The organism is Mycobacterium shinjukuense (assembly GCF_010730055.1).
Lineage (GTDB): Bacteria > Actinomycetota > Actinomycetes > Mycobacteriales > Mycobacteriaceae > Mycobacterium > Mycobacterium shinjukuense.
In genome coordinates this window covers 1,817,237-1,833,553 of the sequence record NZ_AP022575.1, presented here as the reverse complement: position 1 = coordinate 1,833,553, position 16,317 = coordinate 1,817,237, and the positions used below count along the sequence as shown (strand labels likewise).

Below are 16,317 nucleotides of genomic sequence, written 5' to 3'. Positions count from 1 at the left end.
GGCATCACAAGTCGAAGAATCCCGACTCGTTGTTACCCGTGTTGAAGCCTCCCGAACTGTTCATCCCAGAGTTGGCCACGCCCGAGTTTAAGCTGCCCGAGTGGGCCACACCCGTGTTGTCCATGCCCGTGTTGAAGATGCCCACGTTGAAGTTGCCTGAGTTATTGATACCCTGGTTAGAGTTGGCCGAGTTATTAATACCCTGGTTAAAGTTGCCCGAGTTATTGATACCCCGGTTGGCGTCGCCCGAGTTATTGATGCCCGCGTTGAAGTCGCCCGGGTTATTGATGCCCGCGTTGCCGCTGCCTTGGTTCTGGAAGCCGGCGTTAGAGTTGCCCGAGTTAAAGAATCCCGAGTTACCGGTGCCCGTGTTGCCGAAGCCCGAGTTCGCGACCGTCTGGTTGACCGGGCTGCCGATGCCCGTGTTTAGGTCGCCCGAGTTGAACAGGCCCGTGTTGGTGGCGCCCGAGTTACCCCATCCCGTGTTATGGAAACCCGAGTTGAAGTCGCCAAAATTGCGGAAGCCCGAGTTGAAGCTACCCATGTTGCCGAAGCCCGAGTTGAAGCTACCCATGTTGTTGAAGCCCGAGTTGAAGCTACCCAGGTTGTTGAAGCTCGAGTTGAAGCTACCCATGTTGTTGAAGCCCGAGTTCCCGTCGCCCATGTTGTTGAAGCCGGAGTTCCCGGTGCCCATGTTGTCGAAGCCCGAGTTCCCGAAACCGAAGTTCCTGAAGCCAGCGTTCCCTAAGCCGGTGTTGGTGAAGCCCGCGTTCCAGAAGCCCGTGTTGGTGTCACCGGAGTTCGAGAAACCGAAGTTACCATCTGCCGAGTTAAAGAAACCCACATTGTTGTTGCCGGAGTTAAAGAAACCGATGTTGTTGTTGCCCGAGTTCCCGAAGCCGATGTTCCCGATGCCCGAGTTCAGCGCTCCGATGCCCACCAGGTTGTTGCCGGTGAGCCCGAAGCCAATGTTGTTGCTGCCGTTATTCCCAAAGCCCAGGTTGTTGCTGCCTTGATTCCCAAAGCCCACGTTAGACGAGCCGAGGTTTCCGCTACCCACGTTGAAGTTGCCGAGATTTCCGCTGCCGAAGTTGGTGTTGCCGCTGTTTCCGCTGCCCAAGTTGAAATCGCCTTGATTTCCGTTGCCGAAGTTTGCGTCGCCGATGTTCCCTAGGCCCCAGTTCCCGTTCCCCTGGTTGCCACTGCCCCAGTTTGCGTCGCCGAAGTTCCCGAAGCCCCAGTTTGCGTCACCTTGGTTTCCGCTGCCTAAGTTCAAGAATCCTAGGTTTCCGAAGCCGAAGTTCGTGTTGCCGGTGTTTCCGCTGCCCAAGTTGAAGAAGCCCTGGTTTCCGCTGCCCAGGTTGGCGTTGCCGGCGCTATTCCCGCTGCCCAGGTTGGCGTTGCCGGTGTTCCCGTTGCCCAAGTTCCACAAGCCGGTGTTTCCGTTGCCCAGGTTGTAGTCGCCGATGTTGCCGATCCCCAAGTTCCCGACACCGGTGTTCCCGATACCGAGGGCCGGGATGGCGAGCGCAGCCGGGCTGGCCACCGGCGCCGCAAGTGCGGCGGGCACCGGGCTCATCGCAGCCACGCCGGGCACCCGCGCGGCCGCCGCAGCCACCCGTGCCACCGCCGGGGTACCGGCAGCCAGGTCGGCTACCCGCGTGGCCGCTGCGGCGACTCGTGGCGTCGCCGGGCTAGCCGCGGTGCAGGGCAGGGCACGTATCACCTGCTGCCACGGCGCCAACTGTGACGCCACCGCCGAGGCCCCGCCGTGATAGCCCACCATCGCCGCCACATCCTCGGCCCACAACGCCTCGTAGGCGGCCTCGGTCGCAGCGATCGCCGGAGCATTCTGGCCAAGCAGGTTCGAGATCACCAGTGACACCAACCGATGGCGATTAGCCGCAACCAACACCGGATGCACCGTGGCCGCTCGCGCGGCCTCATAGACGGCAACGACCGCCTTGGCCTGAGCGGCCGCACCCTCGGCCCGGGCCGCCGCCGCACTCAGCCAGCTCGCATACGGCGCGGCCGAGGCCGCCATCGCCATCGCCGTCGGACCCTGCCACGCCGAACCCAGCAGCCCTGAGGTCACCGACGCGAACGAGGACGCCGCGGAACCCAACTCGGCGGCCAACCCATCCCAGGCCGCCGACGCCGCCAGCATCGGAGCCGATCCCGCACCGGCATACATCCGCGCCGAATTCACCTCCGGAGGCAACACCATAAAATTCATCACGCCCATCCCTTCTCAGCCGGTTTGGCATAGCGAGCGAAGATCACTGCAGGGGCCCCGGTAATCAGCCATCGCCGGCTACTCACTCACAGCCCTGCACATGTCCGCCAAGCGACGCCACGACCCACGTCCACGCAGTATCAGCGGCCGCCAGTTTCCGCATGACCGCAGCCACCATGGCGCGCCTCCCATCACCAACACTTGGGCCGATCGCTCGGTAACTCGAGCACCTTGGCAGTAAAAACTGTATGCCCATCGCGGCCCGATATCGGTGCTTTCACCAAACCCATGTCACCAGCTCGCACAGGGTCTCAAAACTCACACCCAACCAACAACCCGATCGGGCGGCCAGCTCCCTCAGAACCTCTTAACCACCTTCTCCTGGTGGCGGGCGACACTGGATTGGCGTAGGCAAACACCGGCCTCGGGAAGCCGCTTCCCGCTGGGCGCGGTCTCGCCGGCGAAATCTTCCGCTACGATCTGGCCGAGCTGCACCACCACCGGAAGTCGGCAGGGGAGCAGTCGAAGGCGTCGCCGAACTCGATCAGCATGTTCAGCGACATCATCAGCCAGGCCGGCGAAATCCGCGCCGTCGCGGACTACTGGCGCGCCGCCACCGGCGCAGATCCGAACTCGCCGATTCACCTTTCCACTCCAACCCCAGCCGGGGCGCAGAACCTTAACCCAATTACCACACCGGGAACCGCCGTTAGTGAATCCAACCCGACACTTGACTGTCTCCGTTGAGGTACCCCGAGGCCTCGTCGTCGAAGTTGGCGAAGCCCGACATGAAATGGCCGAAGTTGAAGAAGCCCGAGACTGACGTTCCCACGTTGACGAAGCCCGAGTTGGCGCCGGTGCCGGTGATCGTGGGCACCGAATTTCTAAAACCAGAGATATAGTCGCCGACGTTGATGATACCCGCGTTGAAGTTGCCGACGTTAGCCAGGCCCGAATTACCAGTGACGAATGCAGCGTGCTCGTCGCGGGCGTTGTTATCGGAGCCCGAGTTGAAGGTGCCGGCGTTTGCGTAGCCCGAGTTATTGGTGCCCGCGTGGTTCCAACCTGAGTTCGCCACGGGTTGGTTGACCGAGTTGAATAATCCGGTGTTGAGATTGCCAGAATTGACGAAGCCGGTGTTGATGTTGCCCGAGTTGAAATAGCCGGTGTTCACGTTGCCCGAGTTGAAGTCACCGGTGTTGGAGTTACCCGCATTAAAGCTGCCGGTGTTTGTGTGACCCGAGTTGAACGCGCCGAAGCTGCCGCTGACCAAGTCTCCGCCGGAGTTTCCAATTCCCGTGTTGGTGGTGCCCGAGTTGAACCACCCCGTGTTGGTGGTGCCCGAGTTGAACCACCCCGTGCTGGTGGCGGCCGAGTTGAACCAACCTGTGCTGATCTCGCCAGAGTTGCCAATACCGGTGCTCAGCCGGCCTGAGTTGCCAAAGCCCGAGCTGCGGTCGGCTGAACTGCCGAACTCCACGCTCAAGGCTCCGACCCCATTGCCGGAGTTCCCCATACCGATGTTGTCGTTGCCCGAGTTGAAGAAACCGACGTTACCGTTGCCCGAGTTACCGAAGCCAATGTTCCCGACGCCCGAATTGAGGGCGCCGACACCAATCTGATTATCGCCGGTGAGGCCGAAGCCGATGTTATTGTTGCCGGTATTCCCGAACCCGATGTTGTTATTGCCAGTGTTGCCGAAGCCGAAGTTTGCGCTACCAAGGTTCCCGCTGCCGATGTTCGCATCGCCGGTGTTGCCGTTACCGAAGTTGCCATGGCCGGTATTCCCAAACCCGACGTTTGAATTGCCGGTGTTGCCGCCGCCCAGGTTCAGGTTGCCGATATTTCCGCTGCCAAAGTTGCTGTCGCCGGTATTCCCGCTACCCAGGTTATTGCTGCCGACGTTGCCGCCGCCGAGGTTATTGCTGCCGAGGTTGCCGATACCCAAGTTCAGCGCGCCGGTGTTTCCGCTGCCGGGGTTGAAGTTCCCGGTGTTGCCGCCGCCCAGGTTGAAGCTGCCGATGTTGCCGCTGCCCAGGTTGAGATCGCCGATGTTGGCGTGGCCGACGTTGGCGTTGCCGATGTTGGCGCTACCCAGGTTGAAGGTGCCCAGGTTGGCGATGCCCAGGTTGCCGCTGCCGAGGTGGTAGCCGCCGATGGTGATGTTGCTCAAGTCGAGCGGCGGAAACGCCGCGGCGAGCGCGGGCGGGGTGCTCGACGCCGCACCGCTGGCCACCGGCGGCGCGAACGGCGTCAACGCCGAGGCGGCCGCCGACACCTCGCCGTGGTAGCCCAGCATGGCCACCACGTCCTGGGCCCACATCTGGTCGTATGCGGCCTCGACGGCGGCGATTGCCGGGGCGTTTTGCCCCAGCAGGTTCGCCGTCACCAGCGACACCAACTGACTCCGGTTGGCCGTCACCGCGGCCGGATGCACCGTCGCGGCCAACGCCGCCTCAAACGCGGATGCCACCGCCCGGGCCTGGCCCGCCGCCTGCTCGGCCTGGGCCGCCGCTGTGCTCAGCCACCCGGCGTAGGAGCCCGCCACGCCCGTCATCGCGGCCGACGCGGGACCCTGCCAGGCCTCGCCGGCCAGCTGTGAGGTCACCGCCGAAAACGAGGACGCCGCCGCACCCAGGTCGCCGGCCAGCCCATCCCAAGCCAACGCCGCTCGCAGCATCGGCCCCGACCCCGCACCAGCGAACATCAGCCCCGAATTGACCTCCGGCGGCAACACCGAAAAATTCATCACAACCATCCCGTCAGCGGGCCGTGCTCACCGGGCCGCAGGACGCGCTCTGGGCCCAACCGCAGCGAAGCCTACGTAACAGGCGACCGTTTCGGACCGCTGCAGGTTAAATCCATGTAACGTGTGCAAAGTGGCCGGCGACTGTGCCTTCGTCGGGCGTCCAGTGGTTGGTCAGTGAGTTCGCTTGGCCGCGAACGGATTTGGCATGAGTGCCACAAGGACCGGTATCGGCACGGCGGCGGGAAATCGGCCGCCGCCGTGATTTCGGCGTCGATCCCCGTAGTTATCCAGATACCCTGGTAACCAACGGAATTCAATCTGGCAATCGATTCCAGATGGCGCCGCGGCTGACCCGCGGCTGCATGCCTGTGGCGCCGGCGTTACCGCGGGGCCGGTGGACCAGCGCCGTGCCTCCGGCGCCCAACGGGTCAACGACGAGATTCGCTCCGGTCAGGACATCTCGCCGACGTCCACACCTGACTCCGATGCCCCAGGGGTATTTCGCGCCTCATGATCGCGGACGTACGCTCACCGATGTGATGTGGGCACAGCTGATCCGGTGTGAAGGAGAACGGTAATGACCACGACCGAGCGCGCGGCCACCATGTGCGAGGCCTTCCAGCGCACCGCGGCGATCGATCCGGACGCCGTCGCTCTGCGGACTCCCGGCGGGGCCCAGACGTTGACGTGGCGCGAGTACGCCGAGCAGGTGCGGCGTGCGGCGGCCGGTATGGCGGGTTTGGGGGTCAAGCGAGGCGACACCGTTTCGCTGATGATGGCCAACCGGGTCGAGTTCTACCCGCTCGAGGTGGGGGCCCAGCACCTTGGGGCCACGTCGTTTTCGGTGTACAACACGCTGCCCGCCGAGCAGCTGACCTACGTGTTCGAGAACGCCGGGACCAAGCTGGTGATCTGCGAGCAGCAATATGTCGACCGCATTCGCGCCAGCGGAGCGGCCATCGAGCACATCGTCTGCATCGACGGCGCGCCCGAGGGGACGCTGTCCGTGGATGAGCTGCACGCGGCCGCCTCCGAGGACTTCGACTTCGAGTCGACCTGGCGCGCGGTGCGGCCCGACGACGTGATCACCCTCATCTACACGTCCGGCACCACGGGCAACCCCAAGGGTGTCGAGATGACCCACACCAACCTGCTGTTCGAGGGATACGCCATCGACGAGGTGCTCGGACTCGAGTTCGGCGATCGGGTGACGTCCTTTCTGCCGACGGCGCACATCGCCGACCGGATGACCGGGCTGTACCTGCAGGAGATGTTCGGTACCCAGGTCACCGCGGTGGCCGATGCGCGTGCGATCGTGGCGGCGTTGCCCGACGTGCGGCCCACCGTGTGGGGCGCGGTGCCCCGAGTCTGGGAAAAGCTCAAGGCCGGAATCGAATTCACCGTCGCCCACGAAACCGACGAGATGAAGCGGCAGGCGTTGGCGTGGGCGATGTCGGTGGCCGCCAAACGCGCCGACGCCCTGCTGGCGGGGCAACCGATGCCGGATCAGGTGGCCGCCGAATGGGCCAAAGCCGACGAGCTTGTGCTGTCCAAGCTGCGCGAGAAGCTGGGCTTCGCAGAGCTGCGGTGGGCGCTGTCGGGAGCGGCGCCGATCCCCAAGGAGACGCTGGCGTTCTTCGCCGGGATCGGCATCCCGATCGCCGAGATCTGGGGAATGTCCGAGCTGAGCTGTGTGGCCACCGCCAGCCATCCCCGCGACGCGCGGCTGGGCAGCGTGGGCAAGCTGCTTCCCGGGCTGGAGGGCAAGATCGCCGAAGACGGTGAGTACCTGGTCCGCGGTCCGCTGGTGATGAAGGGCTACCGCAAGGAACCGGCCAAGACCGCCGAGGCGATCGACGCCGACGGCTGGCTGCACACCGGCGACATCTTCGACGCCGACGCGGACGGCTATCTGCGGGTGGTGGACCGCAAGAAGGAGTTGATCATCAACGCGGCCGGAAAGAACATGTCGCCGGCCAACATTGAGAACACCATCCTGGCGGCCTGTCCCATGATCGGTGTGATGATCGCCATTGGTGACGGGCGCCCGTACAACACCGCGCTGCTGGTTTTCGACGCCGACTCGGTCGGCCCGTACGCGGCCCAGCACGGCCTGGACGCTTCGCCCGCGGCGTTGGCCGCCGACCCGGAGGTGATCGCTCGGATTGCCGCCGGGGTGGCCGAGGGCAACCAGAAACTGTCGCGGGTGGAGCAGATCAAGCGGTTCCGGATACTGCCCACCCTGTGGGAGCCCGGCGGCGATGAGATCACACTGACGATGAAGCTCAAGCGCCGGCCGATCGTCGCCAAGTACGCCGCCGAGATCGAGGAGCTCTATGCCCCCGAGCCCGGGCCTGACGTCCACGAGCCGGCCGCCGCGCCGGCGACCCAACCGGCGTGACGCGAACGCGGCCATGACCGCCCGCGAACTCGGCCGGATCAGGGTGCGAAAGATGTTGCAGCGCACCGGCATCCTCGACGAGTCGACCACGCCGCTGGCCACCGATCCGCCCGAGGTGGCCCAGTTGATGGCGGCCGCCTGGTATGAGGGGCGGCTGCGCGCGCTGGCCGACGAACTCGGGCGTGACCCGGTCAGCGTGCGCGCCGAGGCCGCGGGCTACTTGCGCGAGATGGCGGCCTCGCTGGATGAGCGGGCGGTGCGGGCGTGGCGCGGCTTCAGTCGCTGGCTGATGCGGGCCTACGACGTGCTGGTCGACGAGGACCAGATCGCGTCGCTGCGCAAGCTGGACCGCAAGGCCACGCTGGCGTTCGCCTTCTCGCACCGGTCCTACCTGGACGGGCTGCTGCTGCCGGAGGCGATCCAGGCGAACCGGCTCTCGCCGGCGCTCACCTTCGGCGGGTCGAACATGAACTTCTTCCCGATGGGCGGCTTGGCCAAGCGCACCGGGACGATCTTCATCCGTCGGCAGACCAGGGATATCCCGGTCTACCGGTTCGTGCTGCGCGCCTACACCGCGCAGCTGGTGCAAAACCACGCCAACCTGACCTGGTCGATCGAAGGTGGGCGGACCCGGACCGGCAAGCTACGGCCGCCGGTTTTTGGGATTCTGCGCTACATCACCGACGCCGTCGACGAAATCGACGGTCCCGAGGTGTATTTGGTGCCCACCTCCATCGTCTACGACCAGCTGCACGAGGTGGAGGCCATGACCACCGAGGCCTACGGCGCGGTGAAGCGGCCCGAAGACTTCCGGTTCATGGTCCGGCTGGCCCGGCAGCAGGGTGAGCGGCTGGGCCGCGCCTACCTCGACTTCGGCGAACCGCTGCCGCTGCGTAAACGCCTCGAGGAATTACGCGCCGACCCCTCGGGCGCCGGCACCGAGATCGAACGCATCGCGCTGGATGTGGAACATCGGATCAACCGCGCCACCCCGGTCACCCCGACCGCGGTGGTCAGTCTGGCGCTGCTGGGCGCCGACCGGTCGTTGTCCATCAGCGAGGTGCTGGCCACGGTGCGACCGTTGGCAAGCTACATCGCGGCCCGCAACTGGGTGGTGGCCGGTGCGGCCGACCTCACGAACCGCTCGACGATCCGCTGGACGCTGCACCAGCTGGTGGCCTCCGGTGTGGTCACCGTCTACGACGCAGGCACCGAGGCGGTGTGGGGTATCGGCGACGACCAGCATCTGGTCGCGGCGTTCTACCGCAACACCGCGATCCACATCCTGGTTGATCGCGCCATCGCCGAGCTGGCGTTGCTGGCGGCATCGGAGGTGGCCGAGTCGTCCGGCAGCGGCTCGGTGTCCCCGGCGACCGTGCGTGACGAGGCGCTGCGGCTTCGCGAACTGTTGAAGTTCGAGTTCTTGTTCTCCGCGCGTGCGCAGTTCGAAAAGGACCTCGCCGACGAGGTCCGGCTGATCGGGCCGGTGGCAGACCCCACCAAGTCGGTCGCGGCGGCCGAGGTGCGGAGGTTGCTCCGGTCAGCCGACGTGCTGTTGGCGCATCTGGTGTTGCGACCATTCCTGGACGCGTACCACATCGTCGCCGACCGGCTGGCCGCCCACGAGGACGAGTCGTTCGACGAGGGCGCCTTTCTCACCGAATGTCTCGAGGTGGGTAAGCAGTGGGAGCTGCAGCGCCGCATCGCCAGTGCCGAGTCTAGGTCGATGGAGCTGTTCAAGACGGCGTTGCGGCTGGCTCGGCATCGTGAGCTGGTCGACGGCTCGGACGCCTCGCGGATTGCCAAACGCCGGCGGGAGTTTGCCGACGAGATCGCGACGGCGGCCCGGCGGGTCAACGTGCTCGCGGAACTGGCCAGGACGCGGTGAGCCGGCAGCGGTGGACGCACCGTCTCGGCGGGCATACCCTGAATGTGATCGAGGTCACTTGCCTACCACCTGAGGAGGCGGCGCAATGGTCGCGACCACCACGCACTTCGCGAAGCAAAAGGCACCCTGCGGGCACCTGGCTGACGGCGACCACCACGTCGAACGCGACGACGAAGGCCTCGACTACGACGACTTGACGTTCTCCTGCGGTTGCCGCGAAATCCGGCATTTCTACCACGACGGATCCATGCGGGTACGCACGATTCGACACGACGGCAAGGTGTTGCGGGACGAGCACAGCGGCGATCACGAGGCCTGAGCCACCGCGATGACCGCCACCCATGACGTCGTGGTGATCGGCGGCGGGGGCGCGGGTCTGCGCGCCGCCATCGCGGTGGCCGAAACGAATCCGCGCCTGGACGTGGCGATCGTCTCCAAGGTGTACCCGATGCGCAGCCACACCGTCTCGGCCGAGGGGGGTGCGGCGGCGGTGGCGGGCGACGACGACAGCCTCGAGGAACACGCCTACGACACCGTGTCCGGCGGCGACTGGCTGTGCGACCAGGACGCGGTCGAGGCCTTCGTGGCCGAGGCGCCGCGGGAGCTGTTGCAGCTCGAGCATTGGGGCTGCCCGTGGAGCCGTAAACCGGACGGGCACATCGCCGTTCGCGCGTTCGGCGGAATGAAGAAGCAACGCACCTGGTTCGCCGCCGACAAGACCGGATTTCACCTGCTGCACACGTTGTTCCAACGAGTTCTCGCCTACCCGGACATCGTGCGCTATGACGAGTGGTTTGCGACGTCGTTGCTGGTCGACGACGGCAGGGCATGCGGTCTGGTCGCCATCGAGCTGGCGACCGGGCGCGTCGAGACGATCCTGGCCGACGCGGTGATCGTGTGCACGGGCGGATGCGGGCGGGTGTTTCCCTTCACCACCAACGCAAACACCACGACCGGCGACGGGATGGCCCTTGCGTTTCGGGCCGGCGCGCCGCTGAAGGACATGGAGTTCGTGCAATACCATCCGACCGGGCTGCCGTTCACCGGCATCTTGATCACCGAGGCCGCACGCGCGGAGGGTGGCTGGTTGCTGAACAAGGACGGCTACCGCTACCTGCAGGACTACGACCTGGGCACACCCACGCCGGAGCCGAAGCTGCGCAGCATGGAACTCGGACCCCGCGACCGGGTATCGCAGGCCTTCGTGCGCGAGCACGACAAGGGACGGACCGTCGAGACCGAGTACGGACCGGTCGTCTACCTCGACCTGCGCCACCTCGGCGTCGACCTGATCGACGCGAAGCTGCCCTTCGTGCGGGAGCTCTGTCGCGACTACCAGCACATCGACCCGGTCACCGACCTGATCCCCGTGCAACCCGTGGTGCACTACATGATGGGCGGCGTTCACACCGACATCGATTGCGCCACACCGCTTCCCGGCTTATACGCGGCTGGTGAAACCGCATGCGTCAGCATCAACGGCGCCAACCGGCTGGGGTCGAACTCGCTGCCCGAGTGCCTGGTGTTCGGTGCCCGAGCCGGCCGCGCGGCGGCCGAGTACGCGGCATGCGCGTCGAAGGCCCACGCCGCATCATCGGCCGTGCGCGCCCAGGCCCGTGCCGAGGCCGCCCGGCTGGAACGCGAACTCGCTCGTCACACCGAGGGCAGCGACCGGATCGCCGACATCCGCGCGGACATGCGGGCCACGCTGGAGGCCGCCGCCGGCATCTATCGCGACGGACCCACCCTGACCAAGGCGAGCGAACAGATCAGCGTGCTGCGGGAACGCTTCACCACGGTCGGCATCGACGATCACAGCCGCACCTTCAATACCGAGCTGACGGCGCTGCTGGAGCTGTCCGGGATGCTCGACATCGCGCAGACGATCATCGAATCCGCTGCGCGTCGCGAAGAATCCCGTGGCGCGCACCAGCGGACCGACTTTCCGCACCGCGACGACGAGCATTTCCTGGCGCACACTTTGGTGTATCGCGAACCTGACGGGACGGCGCGGGTCGACTACCTTCCGGTCACGATCACGCGCTGGCCTCCCGGCGAACGCGTCTACGGGAGATAGCGATGGCCGACCAGATCATCATGGAGGTCTTCAGGTATCGACCGGAGCTCGAGTCCGAGCCCGCCCTGCAGGCCTACGAAGTCCCCTTCGGCGGCGAATGGGCGATCCTGGACGGGCTGAACTACATCAAGGATCACCTCGACGGAACGCTGACCTTCCGATGGTCGTGCCGGATGGGCATCTGCGGCAGCTGCGGGATGACGATCAACGGTGACCCCAAACTGTCCTGCGCGACGTTTCTGGCCGACTACCTGCCAGGGCCGGTGCGCGTCGAGCCGTTGCGCAACTTCCCGGTGATCCGCGATCTGGTCGTCGACATCAGCGACTTCATCGCCAAGCTGCCGCGTGTCCAGCCCTGGCTCATCCGGGACACCGAGCTGTCCGTCGACGACGGCGAATACCTGCAGAGCCCAACCGAATTGGACGAATTCAAACAGTTCAGCATGTGCATCAACTGCATGCTGTGCTACTCGGCGTGCCCGGTGTACGCGCTCGACCCGGACTTCCTCGGGCCGGCGGCGATCGCTTTGGGTCAGCGCTACAACCTGGATTCGCGCGATGAGGGTGCGGCCCGCCGCGGCGACGTGCTGGCCGCGGCCGACGGCGCGTGGGCCTGCACCCTGGTGGGCGAATGCTCAACGGCGTGCCCGAAGGGGGTGGATCCGGCCGGCGCGATCCAGCGCTACAAGCTGACCGCGGCGACCCAGTCGGTGAAGAGGTTGCTGTTCCCCAGGGGCCTGCGATGACGGCCGCCTATCGTCAGCCGGTCGACCGGTTTTGGTGGGCGAAGCGGCGGTCGTATTTGCGGTTCATGCTTCGCGAGCTCAGCTGCGTCTTCGTGGCCTGGTTCGTGGGGTATCTGGTGTTGCTGGTGCACGCGGTTGGTAGCGGACAGGATGCCTACCTTCGATTTCTGGACCGCAGCGCTCATCCGGTCGTGGTTGCGCTCAACGTCGTCGCGTTGGTCTTCCTGCTGCTGCACGCGGTCACCTGGTTCGGTTTGGCGCCGCGGGCGATGGTGGTCCACGTTCGTCGCCGCCGCGTCTCCGCTCGCACGGTCCTTGCCGGGCACTACGCGGCATGGCTGGTCGTCTCGGCGGTGGCTGCCTGGTTGGTGATGTCATGAGCGGTCCGGCGCCCCGTCGAAGGTCAGTGGAGCCCTTCCTGTGGCTGCTGTTCAGCGCCGGGGGCATGGCGGCCGCGCTGGTGCTGCCGGTGCTACTGCTGTTGTTCGGATTGGTCTTTCCGCTGGGGTGGCTGGATGCGCCGGATTACCCGCACCTGCTGGCCATCGTGCGCAATCCGCTGACCAAGCTGGCCCTGCTGGGCCTTACCGTGTTGGCCCTGGTCCACGCGGCGCATCGATTCCGGTTCGTGCTCGAGCACGGGCTGCACGTGGGCCGCTTCGACCGCGTGATCGCCCCGTGTTGTTATGGCACGGCCATAGCGGCATCGGCGGCGGCTGGCTGGTTGGTGCTCACCGCGTGATGCCGCAGCGGGACGGCTGCGGTGCCCGCGAGGTGTTCGGTGAGGAGAAGGCCATCTGGTGGCAGCGGGCCCCGGCGGTCTGGCCGGACTACGCCGACTCCCAGAGCAAGACCGAGCGCCAGATTCCGGTGTTCATCTTGACCCCGGTGAGCTGAATTGCCTGAGGGCTGGCATGGCACCATTGACCGGTGTCCGCCGAACTGAGCCAGAGCCCCAGCAGGTCGCCGCTGTCCGCGGTCGACATCGACGGCGCGGCGAAGCGGATCGCTCCGGTGGTCACACCCACGCCGTTGCAGCTGTGCGAGCGGTTGTCGACGATCACCGGTGCCACCGTCTATCTGAAACGGGAAGACCTGCAGGTCGTGCGCTCGTACAAGCTGCGCGGGGCCTACAACCTGCTGGTGCAGCTGTCCGACGAAGAGCTGGCCGCCGGGGTGGTGTGCTCCTCGGCCGGTAACCATGCGCAGGGCTTCGCCTATGCGTGCCGGTCGCTGGGCGTGCACGGCCGGGTTTATGTGCCCGCCAAGACGCCCAAGCAAAAACGCGACCGGATCCGCTACCACGGCGGGGAGTTCATCGAGCTGATCGTGGGCGGATCGACCTACGACCTGGCCGCCGCGGCCGCGCTCGACGACGTTGAACGCACCGGGGCCACGCTGGTGCCGCCGTACGACGACGTGCGCACCATCGCCGGTCAGGGGACCATCGCCGTTGAGTTGCTGGCCCAGCTCGAGGAGGAGCCCGACCTGGTGGTGGTGCCGGTGGGCGGTGGCGGCTGCATCGCCGGGGTCACCACCTACCTGGTCGAGCGCACCACCAACACGGCGGTGCTGGGCATCGAGCCGGCCGGCGCCGCCGCGATGATGGCGGCACTGGCCGCCGGCGGGCCGGTGACCCTCGATCATGTCGACCAGTTTGTCGACGGCGCCGCGGTGAGCCGGGCGGGCACGCTGACCTATGCCGCGCTGGCCGCCGCCGGTGACATGGTGTCGATCACCACCGTCGACGAGGGGGCGGTCTGTACCGCGATGCTTGACCTGTATCAGAACGAGGGCATCATCGCCGAACCGGCGGGCGCGCTCTCGGTCGCCGGCCTGTTGGAGGCGGGTGTCGAACCCGGGTCCACCGTGGTCTGCTTGATCTCGGGCGGCAACAACGACGTGTCCCGCTACGGGGAGGTGTTGGAGCGCTCGCTGGTCCACCTGGGCCTCAAGCATTACTTCCTGGTGGACTTCCCGCAGGAGCCGGGCGCCTTGCGGCGGTTCCTCGACGAGGTGCTCGGCCCCACCGACGACATCACCCTGTTCGAGTACGTCAAGCGCAACAACCGGGAAACCGGTGAGGCGTTGGTGGGTATCGAGCTGGGATCGGCTGCGGATCTGGATGGGCTGCTGGCCCGGATGCGGGAAACCGAGCTGCACATCGAAGCCCTCGAGCCCGGCTCGCCGGCCTACCGCTACCTGTTGTAGCGGGCGAGGTATGACGGCAGCGGGGTAGCGGGGTCGAGATCACCGGCCGGTTGCGGCGTGCCGGGCGTCAGGGCCAACGGCACCACGCCGGCCCAGTGCGGCAGCGCGCTGTCTTGCGGGTCGTCGACGACGCCGCCGTCGCGCACCTTGGCCGAGACCTCGACCAGCTCGACCGCCAGCACCGCCGTGGCCGCGAGCTCCCGCGCGTTCGGGGCCCGGCAGTCGGCGGCGCGTCCCGACCGGATGTGGTCGAGCAGGGCGTGCAGGGCCCGTCGTTTCTCCCCCGGGTCGTCGACCATGCGCGCGGTGCCCACCACGACGACCGACCGGTAGTTCAGCGAATGATGCATCGCCGCCCGCGCCAGCACCAGCCCGTCGACGAGGGTGGCGGTGACGCACACCGGCAGGCCAGACAGCCGGGCGGCGAGCATGGGACCGCTGCCGGTGGAGCCGTGCAAGTACAGGGTTTCGCCGAGACGGGCGTGCGTCGTCGGCAACACCACTGGCCTGCCGCCCCGGACATAGCCGAGATGGCAGATCAGGGCCTCGTCGAGGATGCAATGGACGGTCCGGCGGTCGTAGTGCGCGCGGTCCCGGTAACGGGTGGGGGTGGTCCGTGACGTCGGTTGGTATGCGGCCTTCATCGGCTTGCCTTTAGTTTGTACTAGTACATAATGATTGATGTGCCAGTACAATACAAGATACGGGGCACGGGCGCGCAGTCGATCGCAGCGAGCGTCGAAGAGGCCATCTCTCGGGGCGCGCTGGCACCCGGGGCCACCCTGCCGCCGATCCGGGAAGTCGCCGCGCAACTGGGCGTCAATGTCAATACCGTGGCCGCGGCCTACCGGCTGTTGCGTGATCGCGGGGCCGTCGAAACCGCGGGACGGCGTGGGACCCGGGTGCGAGCCCGGCCCGCGACCACGCCCCGCTCGCTGCGCGGGCTTGACGTTCCCACGGGCGTGCGTGACCTGTCGACCGGAAGCCCTGACCCTGCGCTGCTGCCCATCGCCCAGGCGCACCGGCCGGCGCAGTCGCGGCCGCCGGTGATGTATGGCGAGCCGGCGATGTCATCCGAGCTGGTCGAGCACACCCGCGCCGCCTTGACCGCAGACACCGTCCCGGCCGCCCATCTCGCGGTGACTAGCGGCGCGCTGGACGGCATCGAGCGGGTGCTCACCGCACATCTGCGACCCGGCGACCGTGTTGCTGTCGAAGATCCGGGTTGGGCGAATCTACTCGATCTGCTTGCGGCGCTGGGGCTTTCGGCCGAACCGGTGCGGGTCGACGACGACGGGCCACTGCTGCTGGACATGGCCCGCGCGCTGCGCCGCGGAGTGCGGGCGGTGATCGTCACTAGCCGAGCACAAAACCCGACCGGGGCCGCCTTGTCCGCGGATCGGTGCGGCGCACTGCGCAGCCTGCTGGCCGGCCGGTCCGATGACGTGCTGGTCGTCGAAGACGACCACTGCGCCGGCATCGCCGGCGCGCCACTGCACCCGTTGGCCGGCTCGACACGGCGGTGGGCCTTCGTCCGGTCGGCGTCCAAGGCCTATGGCCCGGACCTGCGGCTGGCCGTGCTGGCCGGGGATCGGCGCACCGTCGAGCGGGTGCACGGACGGCTGCGTCTGGGCCCCGGCTGGGTCAGCCACCTGCTGCAGGACCTCGCCGTATGGCTGTGGTCGGACGAGCACGCCACGCGACTGATCGGCGAGGCCGAACGGCGCTATGCCGGCATCCGTGCGCGGTTGTGCGCGGCGTTGGCCGAGCGCGGCGTTGGTGCCCACGGTCGATCCGGGCTCAACGTCTGGATCCCGGTTCCCGACGAGGCGGTGGCCATCACCCGCCTGCTCGGAGCCGGCTGGGCCGCGGCGCCGGGCACCCGGTTCCGGATCGGCACCCCGCCGGGAATCCGGGTCACCATCGCGGACCTGGCGCCCGATGAGATCGACCCGCTGGCCGACGCGGTCGCCGAGGCGGTGCGCGGCATCGGCCGCCGCAGCGTGTAA

At 66.7% G+C, this 16,317-nt stretch carries 12 protein-coding genes and 3 pseudogenes; 10 read left to right on the top strand and 5 right to left on the bottom strand.

Annotation, left to right across the window (positions count from 1 at the left end; all coding sequences use genetic code 11):
• Nucleotides 1-4: 4 nt before the first annotated feature.
• The 4 genes and pseudogenes from G6N20_RS08125 to G6N20_RS08120 all read right to left on the bottom strand — a co-directional run bounded on the left by G6N20_RS08125 (nt 5) and on the right by G6N20_RS08120 (nt 4,985).
• On the bottom strand, nt 5-1,579 hold the full coding sequence (locus G6N20_RS08125) for a beta strand repeat-containing protein (protein WP_372516347.1): 1,575 nt from the start codon (nt 1,577-1,579) through the stop codon (nt 5-7).
• 129 nt (nt 1,580-1,708) lie between these two features.
• A pseudogene (locus tag G6N20_RS22160) lies at nt 1,709-2,236 on the bottom strand (PPE family protein); the annotation flags it as partial.
• A gap of 482 nt (nt 2,237-2,718) precedes the next feature.
• Nucleotides 2,719-2,805, bottom strand: a pseudogene (locus G6N20_RS21105) (hypothetical protein); the annotation flags it as partial.
• A 140-nt stretch (nt 2,806-2,945) separates the two neighbouring features.
• Nucleotides 2,946-4,985 (bottom strand): PPE family protein, encoded by a 2,040-nt coding sequence (locus G6N20_RS08120; RefSeq protein WP_142271832.1) that lies wholly within the window; start codon nt 4,983-4,985, stop codon nt 2,946-2,948.
• Between the two features lie 577 nt (nt 4,986-5,562).
• Between G6N20_RS08120 and fadD11 the strand changes: the two genes are divergently transcribed.
• The 9 genes and pseudogenes from fadD11 to ilvA all read left to right on the top strand — a co-directional run bounded on the left by fadD11 (nt 5,563) and on the right by ilvA (nt 14,308).
• A complete protein-coding gene (fadD11, locus tag G6N20_RS08115) occupies nt 5,563-7,386 on the top strand; it encodes a fatty acid--CoA ligase FadD11 (protein WP_083046006.1) in 1,824 nt (607 codons plus the stop codon).
• A 13-nt stretch (nt 7,387-7,399) separates the two neighbouring features.
• On the top strand, nt 7,400-9,274 hold the full coding sequence (locus G6N20_RS08110) for a lysophospholipid acyltransferase (protein WP_083046100.1): 1,875 nt from the start codon (nt 7,400-7,402) through the stop codon (nt 9,272-9,274).
• Between the two features lie 85 nt (nt 9,275-9,359).
• Nucleotides 9,360-9,593, top strand: coding sequence for a hypothetical protein (locus G6N20_RS08105; protein ID WP_083046007.1), 234 nt, complete (start codon nt 9,360-9,362; stop codon nt 9,591-9,593).
• 9 nt (nt 9,594-9,602) lie between these two features.
• Nucleotides 9,603-11,351 carry a fumarate reductase (quinol) flavoprotein subunit gene (frdA, locus tag G6N20_RS08100; protein ID WP_083046008.1) on the top strand — a complete coding sequence of 583 codons (1,749 nt, stop codon included), beginning with the start codon at nt 9,603-9,605 and terminating at the stop codon, nt 11,349-11,351.
• A 2-nt stretch (nt 11,352-11,353) separates the two neighbouring features.
• Nucleotides 11,354-12,097 (top strand): succinate dehydrogenase iron-sulfur subunit, encoded by a 744-nt coding sequence (gene sdhB / locus G6N20_RS08095; RefSeq protein ID WP_083046009.1) that lies wholly within the window; start codon nt 11,354-11,356, stop codon nt 12,095-12,097.
• The gene (locus tag G6N20_RS08090; RefSeq protein WP_083046010.1) at nt 12,094-12,477 is read left to right on the top strand and encodes a fumarate reductase subunit C; all 384 of its coding nucleotides are present in this window, start codon (nt 12,094-12,096) and stop codon (nt 12,475-12,477) included. The genes sdhB and G6N20_RS08090 overlap by 4 nt, the downstream gene beginning before the upstream one ends.
• Entirely contained in the window at nt 12,474-12,839 is a 366-nt protein-coding gene (gene frdD / locus G6N20_RS08085) for a fumarate reductase subunit FrdD (protein ID WP_083046011.1), read from the top strand. The genes G6N20_RS08090 and frdD overlap by 4 nt, the downstream gene beginning before the upstream one ends.
• Nucleotides 12,840-12,862: 23 nt before the next feature.
• Nucleotides 12,863-12,994: pseudogene (locus tag G6N20_RS08080) on the top strand (nitroreductase/quinone reductase family protein); the annotation flags it as partial.
• Nucleotides 12,995-13,027: 33 nt separating this feature from the next.
• Nucleotides 13,028-14,308: a threonine ammonia-lyase gene (gene ilvA, locus G6N20_RS08075; protein WP_083046013.1), complete on the top strand. Its 1,281-nt coding sequence runs from the start codon at nt 13,028-13,030 to the stop codon at nt 14,306-14,308.
• On the opposite strand, the gene G6N20_RS08070 is transcribed toward ilvA, so the two are convergent.
• Nucleotides 14,296-14,952, bottom strand: a complete 657-nt coding sequence (locus tag G6N20_RS08070; RefSeq protein WP_083046014.1) for a pyridoxamine 5'-phosphate oxidase family protein — start codon at nt 14,950-14,952, stop codon at nt 14,296-14,298. The genes ilvA and G6N20_RS08070 overlap by 13 nt on opposite strands.
• A 39-nt stretch (nt 14,953-14,991) precedes the next feature.
• Between G6N20_RS08070 and G6N20_RS08065 the strand changes: the two genes are divergently transcribed.
• Nucleotides 14,992-16,317 carry an aminotransferase class I/II-fold pyridoxal phosphate-dependent enzyme gene (locus tag G6N20_RS08065; RefSeq protein ID WP_083046101.1) on the top strand — a complete coding sequence of 442 codons (1,326 nt, stop codon included), beginning with the start codon at nt 14,992-14,994 and terminating at the stop codon, nt 16,315-16,317.

Bases quoted from the DNA above. Each gene is read 5' to 3' on its own strand.
- G6N20_RS08125 (WP_372516347.1), bottom strand. From the start codon at position 1,579: ATGAGCCCGGTGCCCGCCGCACTTGCGGCGCCGGTGGCCAGCCCGGCT.
- G6N20_RS08120 (WP_142271832.1), bottom strand. From the start codon at position 4,985: ATGAATTTTTCGGTGTTGCCGCCGGAGGTCAATTCGGGGCTGATGTTC.
- fadD11 (WP_083046006.1), top strand. From the start codon at position 5,563: ATGACCACGACCGAGCGCGCGGCCACCATGTGCGAGGCCTTCCAGCGC.
- G6N20_RS08110 (WP_083046100.1), top strand. From the start codon at position 7,400: ATGACCGCCCGCGAACTCGGCCGGATCAGGGTGCGAAAGATGTTGCAG.
- G6N20_RS08105 (WP_083046007.1), top strand. From the start codon at position 9,360: ATGGTCGCGACCACCACGCACTTCGCGAAGCAAAAGGCACCCTGCGGG.
- frdA (WP_083046008.1), top strand. From the start codon at position 9,603: ATGACCGCCACCCATGACGTCGTGGTGATCGGCGGCGGGGGCGCGGGT.
- sdhB (WP_083046009.1), top strand. From the start codon at position 11,354: ATGGCCGACCAGATCATCATGGAGGTCTTCAGGTATCGACCGGAGCTC.
- G6N20_RS08090 (WP_083046010.1), top strand. From the start codon at position 12,094: ATGACGGCCGCCTATCGTCAGCCGGTCGACCGGTTTTGGTGGGCGAAG.
- frdD (WP_083046011.1), top strand. From the start codon at position 12,474: ATGAGCGGTCCGGCGCCCCGTCGAAGGTCAGTGGAGCCCTTCCTGTGG.
- G6N20_RS08070 (WP_083046014.1), bottom strand. From the start codon at position 14,952: ATGAAGGCCGCATACCAACCGACGTCACGGACCACCCCCACCCGTTAC.